Here is a 16,864-nt window from a genome sequence, read left to right as displayed (position 1 = left end):
AGAGAACCATGGATAAGCGGATGAAAACAGAGCGGATCAGATGGTTTCTCTGTTCCGTATTCAGTGTCTTTCCGCTGATAGCGTCAGCGGGAGCGTTACCACAGGCAGCAGCCGGTTCGCGGGGTGTCCCCGGTATTACCTATATCACCATCCGCGGCAATGTTATTGCGCCACCGCCCTGTGTTATTAACAACGGCAATACTGTTTTAGTGGATTTCGGTGAGGTGATGAGTACGCGCATTGACGGTGTGCGTTACCGGCAGCCGGTTAATTACAGCGCGGAATGTTCAAAGATGCCGACGAATGCCATGACTCTGGCGATAACAGGGAATGCCGCCGGGTTTGATTCGGACGCGCTGCGCACTGAAATCAGCGGATTAGGCGTACGCCTTTTGTATCAGGGGCGTCAGCTTGCTCTCGGGGAAAAAGTGGCATTTACCTATCCCGCGTTCCCGGTACTGGAGGCGGTTCCCGTCCGCGATATCAGCGCAGTGCTTACCGGCGGTGACTTTGCGGCGACGGCAACGTTAGAACTGGACTATCAGTAAGGAGCCTGATGATGGCAATAAATAACCGGCGATTTTTATATCACCTGCTGGGCGGTCTTCTTTGTATCGCGGCAGGCGGTGTCAGTGCGGATACTCCGAATATGAAATTGTTCGGCACACTGCTGGTTCCGCCGCCCTGCACTATCAGTGATAACGACATGATCGACATCTATTTCGGGGACAATGTCGGGATCCACAAAGTGGACGGTATCAATTACAGTCGCCCGGTCAATTACACCCTGGTGTGTGAGGACAATATCAGCGGCTGGGATCTGGGTTTGTCAGTCATAGGACCGGTAAGCGCGTTTGATGACGCAGCATTGCAGACCAATATCACCAATTTGGCAATTCGTCTGACACAGAACGGGCAGCCTTTCACGCTGAACAAGCGCATTGCAGTTTCACCGGATAATCCGCCGGTTATTCAGGCGGTTCCTGTAAAACAACCGGGCAGCACATTGCCGGATGGTGCATTTGATGTGAGCGCAACATTACTGGCGGAATACCAGTAGGAGTCAATAAATGAAAACCGATAATTTGCGACGGGTTTTTATCAGCATCGGTTGTTTGCTGCTGACACTGACAGGTACGAAAGGGATAGCGGCAGGCGATAACCTCCATTTTCACGGCATATTAGTGGATGAACCCTGCACCATACATCCGGGGGATGAAACGGTGGAGCTGCCGTTCGGTAATATCCCCGATAAAAACCTGTATGCGTATCAGCGCACGCCGTCAAAGGCATTCCGGATACGGCTGTCAGAGTGTGATACCTCCATCGGAAAGCGGGTCACTGTGCTGTTTGCCGGTGATGAAAATCCGTTTATCAGCGGGGCACTGGCAATCAGTCCCGGCAGTCAGGCGGCAGGTATTGCGGTCGGGCTGGAAAATGCAGACGGCAGCCCGCTGGCGGTAAATCAGGAATCAGCTCAGATAGCGCTGAATGACGGACTGACCTTGCTGAATTTTCAGGCGTTTGTTCAGGGGGAACCTGACGCGCTGGCGAATAAAACCATTAAACGCGGGCCGTTCAGTGCCATTGCGACATTTCATCTTAATTATGACTGACAGGTCACCGGGGTCGTTATGAATCTGTTTTTGAAAGCATTGGTGGCGGGCACGCTGCTCTGGTCGGCATCATCAGGTGCATCAATCTTCTCTTATATTACGCAGTCTTCAGGAAGCCCGACGAATGCGGTTTATACCTACATTATTGAGCGCTGGGACCCGGAAGACAGTTCAGCTCCGAATCCCTGCTACGGATGGTCAACCTGCTGGATCAATATCAACCATAAACATGATGTGGATGGTTCGCCCGGTTCATCTGCAAAATCCATTGTTCGTGTCGAAAAATTGAGAACGCTGGCGGAGGTGCGTGAGGCTGTTTTGCAAAAAATCTCTCTGCCGTATCAGGGTACGGCAAAACATGTCGGTCCGGCACTGAATTCTAATCAGGAATGTGTGGGGCTGTTTTATGAGTCGAAGAGTGGCGGCTGGTCAAACGGTCGCCTTTTGCCGGGATCATTGTGCGGAATAGCCCCGCCACCGGTGGGTGCCTGTGAGGTGACCAGCGGCTCTGTCATTCTGGATTACGGGGATATCGATGAAGTCAGTCTGCCGGGTGCTGCCCGTAACCAGAGCATTGCCGTGACCTGCAATCTTGATATGAACATCCTGGTGATCGCATCCGGTTCAGACAGCGGGCGCGTTCCGTTACGTACAGACAACAGCCTGTATGCGGATCTCTTCCTTAATAACAATCCGGGTGAAAAAGGTGCACCAATTTTTGTTCCGAAGGATGGTTCAACACAGGTCGATGTGAAATCTGTCTTACAGACAAGAGGGCGGGTCGCCGCCGGGGCGTTTGAAGGTTCCGGCTCGATCATTTTGGTCATGCCGTAGTGCGTCTTTTTATAGTATGACTCTGCCGGAACAGGCAGAGTCATATAGCCTTATTCATTCAGACTGCAGGTTCGTTGACTGCATCTTAAATGACGTTGGGTATACATCATATTAAGGTACAAAAATATGACTACAGAATATATACAATCATCCGTTAATGAATCCATCGGATACCGGATCTTTCGTAAACGTAAAGAGCAGGGATGGTCCGGTCAGCAATTGGCTCAGTGTCTGGGCATCAGTCAGCAGCAGTTCTCGCGCTATGAGCGGGGACGCAGCCAGATTAATGTCAGTCTGCTGATTAAAGCTGCCGAAATATTGCAGACGCCTGTCGGCTGGTTTATGGCTGATTGTTCTGATGGGCTCTCATACCGGGAGGCGGTCAGAGCAAAGGCGGATATGTATACCGCAGAATCACTGCCGGAGTCCGGACTATCAGTCCCGTCCCGGTACAACAGGAGAACAAATGAAGGAAGACAAACGTAAACACCTGATGCAGTCAGAAGTAGAAAAAATGATGATTGCCGCAGAGAATGGCCCGGATCCGGAGCGCAACAGTTGTCTGCTGTGGATGTGTTTTGTCCACGGGTTCCGGGTCAGTGAATTGTGTCAGTTAAGTCTGTCTGACATGGATACTGCGTCTGATAATCTTTATATTAAGCGGCTTAAAAACGGACTCTCCACAACACATCCTCTGAGCGGGACAGAAAAAAAAACTGCTTATCCGCTGGCTGAACTACCGTAGCCGTTATCCTTCCTCAACTGAAAAGCACTGGTTGTTTTTGTCCCACAAAGGCGGGCGTTTGTCCCGTTCCCGTATTTACCGGATATTTAAAATACTGGGTGAGCAGGCGCAGTTATCTGTCGCAGTGCATCCGCATATGCTGCGACATGCTTGTGGATATGCTCTGGCAGATAAAGGGGCGGATACAAGGCTGATTCAGGATTATCTGGGGCACCGCAATATCCAGCATACTGTTTTGTACACAGCAGCGAATTCGGGGCGATTTCGCGGATTATGGGACTAAATTAATGTAACATAATAAACCAAAGTGTAGCTATATTATTCTTCGTTATTTTTTTAATCAATATTTTAATCTGTCAGAGATCAAAATAAGTTCAAAATATCAGCGCGTTGTCGCATAATCTACTTTTTGCTCATTTATTGATCGATAATGGCTCGTTTTTTGCTCTTTGCGGATATTTCTTAACGATTCGTGCTGGTGCTTTTCTGTTAAACATTTCAAACCGAAACCTCTCTTATGTAAAACGTCACTTCTTTATTTTGTTCCCATCCCGCTAAATCAATTTTTCCTGCCTGATTATTTTTTCAATTTCAGTGTGATACGCAAAATGCAACATTTTGGTTTATTTGGTTGCGTCCTGTGTCTGAAAAACAGACTGCCCTGATAGGGATTGAGCGCTGAATAAGCCGGATAACTGAGTAATTAACTTTTTACCGGTGATTCAGGAATACCGATCAGGATGAATCGGTATCTGGAACATAAAGCGTAAAAATATAGCTTACTTAATTGTTATGTAAGTCTTTTTATTTAAAACAAGTGAATTAGGAATGTTTGATATGAGTATGAAAAAAAATTGTTCTCGCACTGGCGGTTTCTTCTGTAGTGGCAATGACTGCGCAGGCTGCCAGTCAGGGTGGCGGTAAAATTAATTTCCACGGTGAAGTTATTGATGCGGCATGTTCTATCGATGCAAACAGCCTGAAGCAGACTGTTGAGCTGGGCAGCGTGGCAAAAGTTGCATTGTATAAAGGCGGGAAATCAACGCCGGTTGATTTTGCAATTCAGCTGCATAACTGCGATATCACAGATAAAACAACAACGACTGTCCAGTTTAAAGGTATCGCCGGCGAATCAGCGGAAGGTCTGGATAAGGCCTTTGCAGTGAGCGGCGCGGCTGCCGGTGCTCTGGGTGTTGTGGTAACGGACGCGGGCGGTAATGTTATTGCTCCGGGGTCTAAGTCATCTGTATTTACCTTAAATGAAGGTGATAACGAACTGAACTTTAAAGCTTATATGCAGGGTGCAGCAAATGCCTCTTCTGCAATTGCGCCGGGTGGATTCACGGCAACGGCTGATTTCCTGATGGATTATCAGTAATCGCTGAATAGTGTTTGCGCCGTACCGGTTTTCCGGTGCGGCGCTCCGGTACGGAGAGCAAAAGTGAAGGTGAACAAACTCAGTATTATTCTGTTTGGATTGTTGGCGGTCTGTCTGACAACATCGGCTGCAGAGAGTAACCGGCAGACAGGGCGGGTGAATTTGCAGGGATTTGTGATGGATTCATCCTGCACTATCAATATGCAGGATCAATATCAACGGATTGAGATACCACAGATTGCAGCAACTGAGCTATATCAGCGTGGATATAGTTCAGCATTTTCTTTTGCTATCCGCCTGGAAAATTGTCTCCTTTCTGAAGATAAAACAGAAATCGGTAACGTTGGCTCTCTGCGCATGACATTTGATGGCGCGGTGGATAGCGATGGCTTATTTGCTGTTACCGGAGAAGCCGAAGGTGTCGGTATTCAGCTTAGTCATGCCGATGGTGCGGTGATAACGCCCGGTAAACCAATGACAGTCAATTCCCCGCAAGTGAAAGATATAACACTTAATTACCGGTTACGGCTGATAGCCGATCGCGCGTCACTGAAAACAGGGGCATACCGAACGACTGTCCATTTTAATCTGGATTATCTGTGATGAAAGCCGATGCACATTTTTTGCGTGGTGGGGTAAAAGCTCCGGCTACGCGGTTAAAACCTCTGACGGTCATTATTTTGGTTTCACTGTTATCTGCCGGTGTTGTACGGGCAGAAGAGGTAACCGAATTCAATACGGAAGTATTGGATCTCAATGAACGCGGGCAGATTGATTTATCACAGTTTTCTCAGGCCGGTTATGTGATGCCCGGTGTTTATACATTAGGTCTGAAGGTAAATAGCAGTACGCTGGCTGAGCGGCAAATCCGCTTTCTGGCACCGGATAATGATCCTGCCGGCAGTATGGCCTGTATTTCACCGGATATGAGCGAAGAGCTGGGATTAACATCGTCAGCCAAAAAACAACTGACCTGGTGGCATAACGGGGAGTGTGTTGATCCCGCATCACTGCCGGGTATGACATTGCGCGGGGATTTCGGGAAAAGTACCCTGCGTGTCAGCCTGCCGCAGGCCTATCTTGAATATACCGCAGATAACTGGGATCCGCCGTCCCGCTGGGATGAAGGGATCGCCGGGTTTATCCTCGATTACAACCTGAATACGCAACTGACAAAACAGCGTGAGGCCGGAAAAAGCAACAGGCAGGATCTGAGCGGAAACGGAACCGCCGGTCTCAACGCCGGTGCCTGGCGCCTGAGAGCTGACTGGCAGGGGCGCTATGCGCGCACCAATAATGAAACGAATCAACAGTGGGACTGGAACCGTTTCTATGCCTACCGCGCGATACCGTCGCTGCGGGCAAAGCTGTCACTGGGGGAGAACTATCTGACCTCCGGTATGTTTGACAGTTTCCGCTACACCGGTCTGTCTCTGGATACGGACGATATGATGCTGCCGCCAAATTTACGTGGCTATGCACCAGAAGTCTCCGGGGTGGCGAAAACCAATGCCAGAGTCACTGTAAAACAGCAGGGACGGGTAATTTATGAAACGACTGTTGCAGCAGGACCCTTTCAGATCCGTGATTTAAGCAATGCGTTGTCCGGAAAACTGGATGTGGAAGTAACAGAGCAGGATGGCTCAGTACAGACTTTTCAGGTGGATGCGGCGAGTGTGCCTTACCTCACCCGTCCGGGCCTGGTGCGTTACAAAGTCGCACTTGGTAAGCCATCAGAATATGACCACCGGGTAAAAGGACCTGAATTTATCAGCAGTGAATTTTCCTGGGGAGTCAGTAACGGCTGGTCAGTGTATGGCGGCGGATTACTTGCCGGAAAATATACCTCACTTTCAGCAGGTATCGGACGTGATTTGCTGATGCTGGGGGCACTATCTGCGGATATAACCCAATCACGGGCAAGCTTACCGCAGGGTGAAACCAAAAAAGGCGGTTCATATCGGCTGAGTTATTCCAAGCGGTTTGATACCACCAACAGCCAGGTGACATTTGCCGGATACCGCTTCTCAGAGCGCGATTTTATGACCATGTCGCAATACCTGAGAGCCCGTTACCACAACACCGCAGCCGCCGGTAACGGTAAAGAGATGTACACCATGACATTCAGTCAGGCGCTTAGCTCACTGAATACCAATGTGTATCTGAATTTTAACCATCAGACCTATTGGGATCGCCCGGCAAGTGATAACTGGAATATTTCCACGTCTCACTATTTTGATATCGGGCAGGTGAAAAATATCAGTCTGAACCTGTCGGCTTACCGCAACCGCCATGAGAATGGCCGCGATGACGGGATGTATGTCGGATTATCTCTGCCATGGGGTGAGAGCGGCAGTATTGGTTACAGCGGGCAGTTCAGTAAAGGACAAAATAGTCACTCGGCGGATTACAGCGACCGGATTAATGATCGGAGCAATTACCGGGTTACCGCGGGTATGAGCAGCGATCACCGAACTATCGGAAACGGCTATCTCAATTACCGCGGGGATAACGCAGAAGTAACGGCTACCGCAGGTTTTGAAGGTGATCGCTACAGTTCAGCCGGTCTTTCTGTCCGTGGTGGTTTCACGGTCACTCCGGAAGGTGCTGCATTGCACCGCAGTGGTGTGATGGGCGGAACCCGGATGCTGGTGGATACCGGTGGTGTGGCAGATATTCCGGTCAGAGGCGGTGGTACAGAAACGACCACAAATTACTTCGGTAAAGCCGTTGTCAGTGATGTCAGTAACTATTATCGCAGCAGTGTAAATGTGGATCTGAATAAGCTGGGTGAAAACGCAGAAGCGACCCGTTCAGTGGTACAGGGTACGTTGACGGAAGGCGCGATAGGTTTCCGCCGGTTCGGTATTGTCTCCGGGCAGAAAGCGATGGCAGTGCTCAGCCTGAATGAAAGTGATGTTCCGCCGTTTGGTGCGGTGGTGCAGAACAAGGATCATGCGCAGACCGGGATGGTCAGTGAAGACGGGATGGTCTGGCTTTCCGGTATTAATCCGGGTGAAAAAATGCAGGTGTTGTGGAGCGGTGAAACACAATGTGAAATTAGTTTCCCGCAAGAGATACCGGCCGGAAATCTGCTGTTACCCTGCGTGCCTGTCGCCGCATCAGCAGAGAAAACACCGGTCAGTTCATCACCTGAAAAAATAGAAAAAACACCGCGCTGGCTGACAACTGCTGACGCAGAGAATACAAGAGAGAGTAATCAATGAATAACAAATCCGGCAATTTCACGTCACGCTATCTTTTTGCGCTGATGCTGACTGGTGTATTAGCGGCACCAATGGGACATGCGGCGATAGCACTGGACAGAACCCGTGTTATTTTAAACGGCAACGAAAGTGCAGAAACTGTTGAAATATCTAACCAGAATAAAGAGTTACCGTATCTTGCGCAGGCATGGATTGAAGATGCACAGGGCAATAAAATTAAAGATCCGCTGGTGGCATTGCCGCCGATCCAAAGGGTGGAAGCCGGTGAAAAAAGCCAGGTAAAAATCCAGCCAACGGCAGGTATGAATCTGCTGACCCAGGACAAAGAGAGCCTGTACTACTTCAATTTACGGGAAATTCCGCCAAAAACGGATAAACCGAACACGTTGCAAATTGCATTACAGACACGGATAAAACTGTTCTATCGTCCGGTTTCTTTAGTTGCTGAGCAGAATGCTAAGCCATGGCAGGAGAACATCACACTGACGCGTCAGAATGATAAATACACAGTGAATAATCCGACTCCTTACTATGTCACTATTTCATCTGCATCTTCTGTGCATAAAGGAAAAGATGTCAGCGGGTTCAGCGCGGTCATGATCGCACCGAAAAGCAGTGAAGCGCTCGGCGGCAGTGCATCTGAGCTGGGAAGTGCGCCGGTACTGGGTTACATCAATGACTACGGTGGTCGCCCGAAATTGGTTTTTGCCTGTCAGGGTAATAGCTGTCAGGTAAAAGAGGTCAAACCGGGCTGATGAAAAACAGCAGATCAGGAGCAAAAAATGAAGATATTGATTAAATATGCGTCTGTGCTGTGTTCCGGTCTGCTGATCTGTTCAGCGGCATACAGTACGGATGTTGAAATCAAAGGACAGTTGGTATTTGAGCCATGCACACTGTCTGCGCAGAGTGAAAATATCTCCCTGTCGTTCGGCACAATAGTAAAAAATTACTTTTATACGGCAGACAGAACACCGTCTGAGCCGTTCAGTATTGAGCTGGAAAATTGCGATACCACAATCGGTAAAGAGGCATTTGTCACCTTTCGCGGCACTGAAAGTATCGGGTTACCAGGGTTGTTAGTACCGGATAATGGCTCATTACCGGGCCTTGCTATCGGTGTTGAAACACCGGAAGGAAAGTTGCTGCCGCTGAATAAAACCAGTCCTGCCTATGCATTGAGTGATGGTTCGACCACACTGAATTTTCAGGGATATGTACAGGCAGAGCCGGATGCAATTAAAGATAAAACCCTTGTAACAGGTGATTTGTCGGCAACAGCCACATTTGAAATCACCTATCCGTAATCCGTTCTGGCGGACAGCAGACAGGATATCGTAATGAATTTAATGTATTTTTTAAACCGGTACAGTGCTCGTCAGTCTCTGTACACCTTATTGCTTGCCGGGGTGTTATGCGGCGCAGTCATTCCGGACGCATTTTCCGTTCCGCGTAAAGCCGGTGATGAAAGTCGGTTGAAAATCAATATTTCCGGCACAGTGGTTGCCAACGGCAGGTGTGTGTTCAAAAATCATGGTTCACCGGATATTGATTTTGGGGATATTCGGTTTTCCTCGGTATCCGGCGTGAATAATATTTCCGGTACTTATATAAGACCTCTTGATACTGATATGGAGTGTATCGGTGATACCGCAGGTGGCACTCGTTTTCGTTTTGATTCAAAACAGGGTGCAGAGATTAGTGACGGCAGCCATAAATTATTACCTGTGAGTGTTGGCGGGGTAGCCTCAATGAATCCGAACCTGGGAATACGCTTATTAGTCAACGGAAAACCGCAGGATATTAATACGGATTTTAATGTGGATCTTGTCAATGTTCAGAATTCACCAAAACTGGAAGTAGAGTTAGTTCAGTTACATCCTGATGATAATACGTGGGTAAACGGACAATCAATTTCTTCTAATGCGGTATTAACCATGAGTTTTGATTAGCAGGAGAAACAGTGAACAGGAAAAATATAATACGGTCTGTATTACCTGCCTTTATTTTATTAACTGCATTGTCATCACAGGCAGGGCAGGGGCAATTGGGTGATAACAAATCATTCAGCTTTACCGGAACATTAAAAGCCATGACCATTTGTACGGTAAATAATAATCAAACTATTACCGCAGATTTTAAAAATGTCGGTATTAATAAACTGGAGACAGAGGTCTACAGTCTGCCACTCAATTACACATTAGATTGTCCCGGTATTAATTCTGCCAGCACCTTACGGATGATGTTTATGACATCCCGCCCTGTGCCAACAGATACATCAGGTATTGAAAGTGATGTTGCCGGATTACAGGTCAGAGTTCTTAAAGACGGGCAACCACTTGAGTTAAATAAATTCTTTAAAATTGATAATGCCGCACAACCACCAAAACTGGAAGCGCTACTGGTAAAAGTACCGGGCACGGATTTTACCCAGTCCTCGTTCCGGGCAACCGGCACACTGGTGGCGGAATATCTGTAGGAGTATGAAATGAAATTTATAATTACGCGTGGTCTGGCGCTGTTTTTTTTTGCTGATGGTATCGCAAAGTGTCCGGGCTAAAGGATGGGCGGGGGCTGAAATGCCTTGTGCCGGAGGAGGTCAGGGATTATTTGCGGCGGGTCGCATCTGCGACTGGACAAATTTTGTCGGTGCTTATTATGGTAAAGAGCAGATCATTGCTATGAGGACAAATACCGATAATCAGGGGGATGATAAAGCTTATGTGCCGGTTTCGGGTAACTTTGAATTAAAAACTTACTGGTGTTCTCTTCCGGTCAATATGGATACCTGTAGTAAATCAAGCGGAACATTACTGTTTTCTGGTGGTATAGTCAGGTTAGAGTCAAGTATTTCATTGAGAAATCAATTGATTATTACGGGAGATAAATCAGTGAAAGCACCATCACAGGGTGGTTACTGCATCACTCTCAGTGATGTAAATACAGGCTATGAATATAAAGGGAATATGGGATATGGCCCTGACGGGCGTGGTAAATTTTGTGCTGATGCTCATGCGTTACCTGTTAACCCCCCTTTATGCACCTTTAACGGCGGCAATATTCTGGATATTCAACTGGGACAACTGGAACGCGGTGATATCGCGGTAAAATCCGGTACAACAACCCCCGCAACCAAAGATATCACCATTAATTGCACCGGAAATATAGTCTATAACGCCAATATGAAACTGGATTACACCCCGATTTCTGTCAGTAATGACAATGTCGTCAGCACCTCAACTAAAGGTTTGGGTGTGGCTGTTTTGTATAAAGGCAAAGTGATTCAGCCCGGTGATTCATTCCCGCTGAGTTATCAGCCCGGCATCAGTACCCTGACACTCGGTTTTGAAGCAGTGCGCGATCCTGCTATGGCAGTGAGCGACCTGAAAACCGGTGATTTTACAGCGAATGCTGTTTTGGTATTCACGGAACAGTAACGGATGATTTTTTCATTCCGAATGCAGGCAACGAACCTGCATCCTGAATGGATAAGGTATATACCCGATATCATTTATGACACCCCGCCCTGTACCGGCAGATATATCAGCCACTGAGAGTGATATCTCCGGATAGCAGGTAAGAATTTTCAAAGACGGGTAACCGCTTGAATTAAATAAATTGTTTGACTTGTTTGAATTGGATAATGCCGCACAACCCCCGAAACAGGGGGGTATTACTGATAAAAGTGCAGGATACGGATCTCTCTAAATTTCCGTTCCGGATAACCGGGACATTGGTAGCGGAATATTTATAGGGGCAAGAAATGACAATAATAATACTACGTGTATGGGTAATGTTTATGCTGTTGGCTGTTTTTCAGACGGGTTATGCAAAAGGCTGGGTCGGAGCCAGATTACCTTGTGCCAAAGGGGGATGGCAGGTAAGTCCGGGTGCTGATTGTGAGTGGAAAGTTGCTACAGGGGCTTATTATGGTGAGGGGCAGCGTGTTGAGATGAGACAGAATACAGTTACAGAGGGAGATGATCAGGCTTATGTGCCACTTTCCGGTCTGTTTGAATTAAAAATGTATTGGTGTCCTGTTCCGGAAAATATGGATACCTGCAGTAAAGCAAGCGGGACATTACTTATATCTGGTGGTGTTGTTAAATTAGACTCTGGCATTCCATTGAGAAAACAGTCAATTGTAGCGAACGGCGCCTATAGTAGATCACCATCAGCGGGCGGCTACTGTATTACGCTCAGTCATGTAGATACCGGTTATGAGTATAGAGGCAACCTGGGATATGGCCCTGACGGGCGAGGCATATTTTGTAGCGATGTTCACAAGCTACCTGTTGACCCTCCGAAATGCTCCTTTAACAGCGATTCTAATCTGGATATTCAATTAGGGAGACTGGATCGCAGTGATATTGCGGTAAAATCCGGTACGACAACAGCTGTCTCCAGGGATCTCACTATTAATTGTGTCGGAAATACCACCTACAACGCCAATATGAGACTGGAATACACCCCGATTTCTGTTAGTAATGACAATATCGTCAGCACCTCAACCAAAGGTTTGGGTGTGGCGGTTCTGTATAAAGGCAAAGTGATTCAGCCCGGTGATTCATTCCCGCTGAGCTATCAGTCCGGTATCAATACCCTGGCACTCGGTTTTGAAGCGGTGCGGGATCCTGCTATGGCATTGAGTGACCTGGAAACCGGTAACTTTACGGCGAATGCAGTGCTGATATTTACTGAGCAATAACGGATGACCTACTCACGCGGCTTAGTTTTTTTTTTTTTTGTTTTGGTTAACCGGCTCATTATTTTTTATTCCGAATTCCGGCGGATACGGACTGAGCCTGCCGCAGAATTGTTTTTCATGGGCAATGATGGGGGGACTGATGTTTGCAGTCAGTCTCTCTCAAATCCGAAAAAAACAGCCATGGATAATCACTCCGGCGCTGCGCTGGTTTGCCACGGGTATTGTGATACTGGCGCTGCCATTACTCTACACCCGCCCGGAATGGTTGTTCAACGGCGGATTGTATTGGGCGGGGGCCGCAGTCGGGTTGCTGTTTTATCTGAGTTGTGTGCAGTTGAAATTAAGCCGGAACGGGGTTTACGCACTCATTTTTTTATGGCTGCTGGCGTGCATGGCACACGCGTTACTTATTCTGTTACAACTGACACCGGCGGGAGAATGGATTGCCTGGCCGGTGCAGAATAACCGTCCGTATGGAGTGTTCCAGCAGGTCAATTTGCTGGCGACCTTCCTGGCGTGTGGTATCGGGCTGGCACTGTTTCTCTTTCTTGTACCGGAAAACCTGAAAAACAAACGTAAACGATTTTTTGCGGCGTTTGCCCTGTTTGTTCTTCCGTGTGTTCTGGTTATTATTCAGTCACGGATTGGTTGGGTGAGTGCAATTATCACCACAGTGATTATGCTGATTTTGATGGGCTCAGTGAGAGGGAAATGTCACTCCGTCATACTTTTATTGCTTGGTACAGCCGCCGGCTGGTGGTGTAAAAACTACACATTGATCGGTGAAGTTAATCATTCGTCATCTAATAATGCCCGTCTTGAAGCGATTAAAAGTTCATGGGAAATGATACAGCAACGCCCATGGACGGGTTGGGGTGCGGGCGGGTTTGAGTATGCATTTCAGCATTTTCGCCTTATACAGGGTAAATCTACGGAAGGTATAGGTGTCTTTACTCATCCGCACAATGAATTTTTGTTTTGGGGAGTTGAAGGCGGCGCTGTTGCCTTGGGTGGATTACTGCTGATTATTATTGGCGGAATAAAAATTGTTATTCCGGCGTGGCATCGTTATCGCCATGAGCATAATTCGCTGCCATTGGCACTGTGTATTATTATACTTCCGATATTATTACATACGCAAACAGAATATCCGTTTGGTCTTTCGGCATTACATTTCGCGCTGTGTTTGTTATTACTGGCTCAGGCCGATAAATTAAGTGGTATATCTTCCGTAAATATATCGGTATCACGTCCTGTTAGTAACGTACTATCCGGTATAATGATGGTAATCCCGGCTATCGTAATAGTATGGATGTGCAGCGCTTTCCGGCTGGGCCTTATCCTTACGGATACTGAACGCCGGGGGATGCAGGATATTAAGGTACTGGCATCCGTGCCGGACATTATATTAATAACACAATATGAACGGGTTGAATTCGACCTGAGTCTGAACAAATTGATGCATTATAATCAGACCCGTGACCCGCAGTTATTAGATTGTTACCGGTTGTGGGCGGAAAAATATCTGAAAATACATACAGATAAAAATGTATATATCTCACTTATTATGATTATGAATTATCAGGGAAGAACGATAGAAAGAAATTATTATTTATCACAAGCACAAAAATTATTTCCACAAGAAAATGAATTTGTCCGGTGAATATAAATTACAGTTTTATACTGCGAAAACGGGCAACATTACTGGCGGTATAAAGCACGGTATGCTGAATATTACGGTGCCCGAGATAATCCTGAATTAAGCGGGTATCCGTTCCCCGGTCTGCGAGCGCGTAACCACAGGCATGGCGCAACATATGAGGGTGTGCAGCAATATTAAGGCGCGCAGATAATCCGCTGTCTCTGATAATGCGGAATATCTGCTGACGTGATAACCGTCCGCCTTTACGGGAGAGAAAAACCCAGGGAGAAATATGACTACATAATTCTTTCCGTTGTTTCAGCCATTTTTTCAATAAACGATATTCAAGATCCTGTAATGGCTGATTAGTGCTTAATCCATTTTTTAATCGGGTAATGTGAATGGTTTTTTCATCCATATTGATATCACTAAGAACCAAACTTGTCAGTTCACTGGCACGCAGTCCATGGCTGAAACAAACCGCTATCATACATTGATTACGCAGGTGGTTAATTGAATCAGGTAATGATGATATAAGGGAATGAACCTCCTGTTCACTCAGGTGCTTTCTTTCTTGCATAAGTAACCCCGGGGTTAACTGTTATTTAAATATAATAAATATCGTGTTTTTACCTTATCACAAAAAAATAGAGTTACTCATTTTTGTTGTAATATTAACGGGCGTTATTGTTTTTATCTGTTGTCATTTTATATTGGTGTTTTTTATATTTAATATGTTTTTATGTTGTTGTTTTTAATTTTTTACGTTTGTTTTTTGTTTTTTATTGTTTATTTGTTTTATTTTGTTTGTACAAAATAACTGAATGTGTTTTTCGCCCTCTATATTTATTAACATATTTTTTTTACTGAGTTATTCATATGATGGATATCATAATAATTATTCATTTGTATCAATAATATTTTATTCAATAGTGTATTTAAATGGTAAGAGTAATGACAGGTATAATTGAAAATCCGACTAATGTTTCTATTAATGAATCCATAGGATACCGGGTCTCCCGGAAACGAAAAGAACAGGGCTATTCCGGTCAGCAGGTAGCCGATCGTCTGGGGATCAGCCAGCAACAGTTATCCCGTTATGAGCGCGGACGCAGTCAGATTAGTGTTGGTTTGCTGGTGAGGATAGCTGAGCTTTTGCAAACACCTGTAGGTTGGTTTTTTGCAGATTATTCAGGGGTGTTTGCATGCGCCGATAACCTCAGTATGAAGTCAGATATGCTCACAGCGGAGTGTATGACCGATGGCAGGAAATATAAATTCTGAACGGATATTACGGCTCCGCCGGGTGGCGGAGCCCCGGATTGCTGGCAACATCCGGGAAGAAACAGGCCGGGATTTTGTCAGCAATCTTTTCAGAGAGAAGAATCAGTTCTTTTTCACAAACTCGGATTTCAGTTTCATCTGACCAAAGCCATCGATTTTACAATCGATATTATGGTCACCTTCCACTAAACGGATCCCTTTCACTTTTGTGCCGATTTTCAGCATGGAAGAGCTGCCTTTGACTTTCAGGTCTTTAATAACCGTCACGCTGTCACCGTCAGCCAGTAAATTACCGTTGGCATCTTTGACAATCAGTTCATCGCTTTCAGCAGTGGGTTCTGCATCATTCCATTCGTGGGCGCATTCAGGGCACACATACATTGCGCCATCTTCATAGGTGTATTCAGAACTGCATTTCGGACATGAAGGTAATGACATAATGAGACTCCCGGTTTTTATCATGGGGGCAGCAAATTATCACGTTATGATGTGATATTTGCCTGTAATTATCCGTACGGTCTTCAGTACGGCCGCCAGTATAGCGGGATCGGCACTATTTTGCAGCTTTTACCGGATAAAGGGTGTGGTTATCCGGTTTTATCTGAACAATTGCACCGGGCTGCTGAGGGGTTTTAATCATTACCCCAGCGGTTTAGAAATTCAGCAATATCATCAATTCGTTGTTTATTGATACCAGCCTCAGCTGCCATCTTTTTCTGTGCTTCCTCACTGATTTCTTCATTGTTTATCAGGCAGGTTATCAGCAACTGAAAATAGTGTGCCAGTGCATCGAATTCCGACTCTTCCACCGGTACTTCCGATTCCAGTGCATACTCATCTGCCATGTCATAATATTTATCAGCGACTATATTTTCCATAAATCCCTCCCGGGGTTAACGCTGTAGTTAGCAGCTGTTTGCATTGCAGGCCCGGATAGCAGGGCATGTATTACGCTATTGTATCTGATCCGGTTGCTTTTTCGCACCTTACTCCCGGCGCCATTGTTAAATAAAGTGATTTTTTCGCGACAAGCCTGAGTTGCTCACAAAACATCCGGTAATCAGGCACCCCGGTGCACAGATACCGACTGAAGCACAGATGTAGTGATGTGCGAAAATTGAACCGTGTCGCCGGGGCAGGGTGGATTATGGGAAGGTTTTCTGCGGGCGTTTTCAGTACGGATAAACGGGTTAACCTGAACAGCAGGCTTATTTCATCCTGTTTATCCGGAAGAACGTCCCGGATAATCGTCGGGGGGAATATAAGGCATAAAGAGAACAGCCGTAAAAGGAATTATTACCTATTGAAATATAACAGTTAAATTTTTATCAGATAAATATGCTGCAGCGGCTGCAACACGATATTCTGTGTTTACGCCTTTTGGATTTATTTCACAGAGCTTAAAATCTGATGATTCAGTTTTATTTATT

19 protein-coding genes and 1 pseudogene are annotated in these 16,864 nt (G+C 46.4%); 17 read left to right on the top strand and 3 right to left on the bottom strand.

Features of this window, described 5'->3' with window-relative positions; translation table 11 throughout:
* The first annotated feature begins 8 nt into the window (after window positions 1-8).
* The 16 genes and pseudogenes from AYY17_RS05220 (at window position 9) to AYY17_RS05145 (ending at window position 14,171) form a co-directional block, all read left to right on the top strand.
* Entirely contained in the window at window positions 9-548 is a 540-nt protein-coding gene (locus tag AYY17_RS05220; protein WP_067421942.1) for a fimbrial protein, read from the top strand.
* A gap of 11 nt (window positions 549-559) precedes the next feature.
* The gene (locus tag AYY17_RS05215) at window positions 560-1,060 is read left to right on the top strand and encodes a fimbrial protein (RefSeq protein ID WP_082981294.1); all 501 of its coding nucleotides are present in this window, start codon (window positions 560-562) and stop codon (window positions 1,058-1,060) included.
* 10 nt (window positions 1,061-1,070) lie between these two features.
* Window positions 1,071-1,616: a fimbrial protein gene (locus AYY17_RS05210; protein ID WP_067421940.1), complete on the top strand. Its 546-nt coding sequence runs from the start codon at window positions 1,071-1,073 to the stop codon at window positions 1,614-1,616.
* Window positions 1,617-1,634: 18 nt separating this feature from the next.
* On the top strand, window positions 1,635-2,450 hold the full coding sequence (locus tag AYY17_RS05205; protein ID WP_067421938.1) for an MrpH family fimbial adhesin: 816 nt from the start codon (window positions 1,635-1,637) through the stop codon (window positions 2,448-2,450).
* Window positions 2,451-2,576: 126 nt separating this feature from the next.
* Window positions 2,577-2,936: a helix-turn-helix domain-containing protein gene (locus AYY17_RS05200; protein WP_067421936.1), complete on the top strand. Its 360-nt coding sequence runs from the start codon at window positions 2,577-2,579 to the stop codon at window positions 2,934-2,936.
* A pseudogene (locus AYY17_RS05195) lies at window positions 2,917-3,478 on the top strand (tyrosine-type DNA invertase). Before AYY17_RS05200 ends, AYY17_RS05195 begins: the two are co-directional and overlap by 20 nt.
* Window positions 3,479-4,084: 606 nt before the next feature.
* A complete protein-coding gene (locus AYY17_RS05190; RefSeq protein ID WP_067422102.1) occupies window positions 4,085-4,573 on the top strand; it encodes a fimbrial protein in 489 nt (162 codons plus the stop codon).
* A gap of 63 nt (window positions 4,574-4,636) precedes the next feature.
* Complete coding sequence (locus AYY17_RS05185; protein WP_235845283.1) at window positions 4,637-5,176, top strand: fimbrial protein; 540 nt, start codon at window positions 4,637-4,639, stop codon at window positions 5,174-5,176.
* Window positions 5,176-7,800, top strand: a complete 2,625-nt coding sequence (locus AYY17_RS05180; RefSeq protein WP_067421934.1) for an outer membrane usher protein — start codon at window positions 5,176-5,178, stop codon at window positions 7,798-7,800. Before AYY17_RS05185 ends, AYY17_RS05180 begins: the two co-directional genes overlap by 1 nt.
* Window positions 7,797-8,555, top strand: coding sequence for a fimbria/pilus periplasmic chaperone (locus AYY17_RS05175; protein ID WP_067421932.1), 759 nt, complete (start codon window positions 7,797-7,799; stop codon window positions 8,553-8,555). Before AYY17_RS05180 ends, AYY17_RS05175 begins: the two co-directional genes overlap by 4 nt.
* A gap of 27 nt (window positions 8,556-8,582) precedes the next feature.
* Complete coding sequence (locus AYY17_RS05170; RefSeq protein WP_067421930.1) at window positions 8,583-9,107, top strand: fimbrial protein; 525 nt, start codon at window positions 8,583-8,585, stop codon at window positions 9,105-9,107.
* Between the two features lie 33 nt (window positions 9,108-9,140).
* Window positions 9,141-9,752 (top strand): fimbrial protein, encoded by a 612-nt coding sequence (locus AYY17_RS05165; protein ID WP_235845282.1) that lies wholly within the window; start codon window positions 9,141-9,143, stop codon window positions 9,750-9,752.
* Window positions 9,753-9,763: 11 nt separating this feature from the next.
* Window positions 9,764-10,279: a fimbrial protein gene (locus AYY17_RS05160; RefSeq protein ID WP_156656650.1), complete on the top strand. Its 516-nt coding sequence runs from the start codon at window positions 9,764-9,766 to the stop codon at window positions 10,277-10,279.
* Window positions 10,280-10,334: 55 nt separating this feature from the next.
* Window positions 10,335-11,237, top strand: coding sequence for a fimbrial protein (locus AYY17_RS05155; protein ID WP_156656653.1), 903 nt, complete (start codon window positions 10,335-10,337; stop codon window positions 11,235-11,237).
* Window positions 11,238-11,563: 326 nt separating this feature from the next.
* Window positions 11,564-12,508 carry a fimbrial protein gene (locus AYY17_RS05150; protein ID WP_067421926.1) on the top strand — a complete coding sequence of 315 codons (945 nt, stop codon included), beginning with the start codon at window positions 11,564-11,566 and terminating at the stop codon, window positions 12,506-12,508.
* 139 nt (window positions 12,509-12,647) lie between these two features.
* Entirely contained in the window at window positions 12,648-14,171 is a 1,524-nt protein-coding gene (locus tag AYY17_RS05145) for an O-antigen ligase family protein (protein ID WP_162271099.1), read from the top strand.
* Between the two features lie 7 nt (window positions 14,172-14,178).
* Here AYY17_RS05145 and AYY17_RS05140 read toward each other — a convergent pair whose 3' ends face one another.
* On the bottom strand, window positions 14,179-14,730 hold the full coding sequence (locus AYY17_RS05140) for a tyrosine-type recombinase/integrase (RefSeq protein WP_067401144.1): 552 nt from the start codon (window positions 14,728-14,730) through the stop codon (window positions 14,179-14,181).
* 374 nt (window positions 14,731-15,104) lie between these two features.
* Here AYY17_RS05140 and AYY17_RS05135 point away from each other — a divergent pair, with 374 nt between their 5' ends.
* Window positions 15,105-15,434: a helix-turn-helix domain-containing protein gene (locus AYY17_RS05135; protein ID WP_067421923.1), complete on the top strand. Its 330-nt coding sequence runs from the start codon at window positions 15,105-15,107 to the stop codon at window positions 15,432-15,434.
* Window positions 15,435-15,536: 102 nt separating this feature from the next.
* Here AYY17_RS05135 and AYY17_RS05130 read toward each other — a convergent pair whose 3' ends face one another.
* Together AYY17_RS05130 and AYY17_RS05125 are read right to left on the bottom strand one after the other, a co-directional pair.
* Complete coding sequence (locus AYY17_RS05130) at window positions 15,537-15,872, bottom strand: zinc ribbon domain-containing protein YjdM (RefSeq protein ID WP_067421921.1); 336 nt, start codon at window positions 15,870-15,872, stop codon at window positions 15,537-15,539.
* Between the two features lie 194 nt (window positions 15,873-16,066).
* Window positions 16,067-16,312, bottom strand: a complete 246-nt coding sequence (locus tag AYY17_RS05125) for a DUF2543 family protein (protein WP_067421919.1) — start codon at window positions 16,310-16,312, stop codon at window positions 16,067-16,069.
* Window positions 16,313-16,864 lie beyond the last annotated feature (552 nt).

It is taken from the genome of Morganella psychrotolerans, from assembly GCF_001676055.1.
Taxonomy (GTDB): domain Bacteria; phylum Pseudomonadota; class Gammaproteobacteria; order Enterobacterales; family Enterobacteriaceae; genus Morganella; species Morganella psychrotolerans_B.
Note: the sequence above shows the minus strand (reverse complement) of the source record. Positions and strands in the feature narration are given on the sequence as shown.

What these genes read in the sequence shown, in the direction of transcription:
- AYY17_RS05220 (WP_067421942.1), top strand. Translation starts at nt 9, where the DNA reads ATGGATAAGCGGATGAAAACAGAGCGGATCAGATGGTTTCTCTGTTCC.
- AYY17_RS05215 (WP_082981294.1), top strand. Translation starts at nt 560, where the DNA reads ATGGCAATAAATAACCGGCGATTTTTATATCACCTGCTGGGCGGTCTT.
- AYY17_RS05210 (WP_067421940.1), top strand. Translation starts at nt 1,071, where the DNA reads ATGAAAACCGATAATTTGCGACGGGTTTTTATCAGCATCGGTTGTTTG.
- AYY17_RS05205 (WP_067421938.1), top strand. Translation starts at nt 1,635, where the DNA reads ATGAATCTGTTTTTGAAAGCATTGGTGGCGGGCACGCTGCTCTGGTCG.
- AYY17_RS05200 (WP_067421936.1), top strand. Translation starts at nt 2,577, where the DNA reads ATGACTACAGAATATATACAATCATCCGTTAATGAATCCATCGGATAC.
- AYY17_RS05190 (WP_067422102.1), top strand. Translation starts at nt 4,085, where the DNA reads ATGACTGCGCAGGCTGCCAGTCAGGGTGGCGGTAAAATTAATTTCCAC.
- AYY17_RS05180 (WP_067421934.1), top strand. Translation starts at nt 5,176, where the DNA reads ATGAAAGCCGATGCACATTTTTTGCGTGGTGGGGTAAAAGCTCCGGCT.
- AYY17_RS05175 (WP_067421932.1), top strand. Translation starts at nt 7,797, where the DNA reads ATGAATAACAAATCCGGCAATTTCACGTCACGCTATCTTTTTGCGCTG.
- AYY17_RS05170 (WP_067421930.1), top strand. Translation starts at nt 8,583, where the DNA reads ATGAAGATATTGATTAAATATGCGTCTGTGCTGTGTTCCGGTCTGCTG.
- AYY17_RS05165 (WP_235845282.1), top strand. Translation starts at nt 9,141, where the DNA reads ATGAATTTAATGTATTTTTTAAACCGGTACAGTGCTCGTCAGTCTCTG.
- AYY17_RS05155 (WP_156656653.1), top strand. Translation starts at nt 10,335, where the DNA reads ATGGTATCGCAAAGTGTCCGGGCTAAAGGATGGGCGGGGGCTGAAATG.
- AYY17_RS05150 (WP_067421926.1), top strand. Translation starts at nt 11,564, where the DNA reads ATGACAATAATAATACTACGTGTATGGGTAATGTTTATGCTGTTGGCT.
- AYY17_RS05145 (WP_162271099.1), top strand. Translation starts at nt 12,648, where the DNA reads ATGTTTGCAGTCAGTCTCTCTCAAATCCGAAAAAAACAGCCATGGATA.
- AYY17_RS05140 (WP_067401144.1), bottom strand. Translation starts at nt 14,730, where the DNA reads ATGCAAGAAAGAAAGCACCTGAGTGAACAGGAGGTTCATTCCCTTATA.
- AYY17_RS05135 (WP_067421923.1), top strand. Translation starts at nt 15,105, where the DNA reads ATGACAGGTATAATTGAAAATCCGACTAATGTTTCTATTAATGAATCC.
- AYY17_RS05130 (WP_067421921.1), bottom strand. Translation starts at nt 15,872, where the DNA reads ATGTCATTACCTTCATGTCCGAAATGCAGTTCTGAATACACCTATGAA.
- AYY17_RS05125 (WP_067421919.1), bottom strand. Translation starts at nt 16,312, where the DNA reads ATGGAAAATATAGTCGCTGATAAATATTATGACATGGCAGATGAGTAT.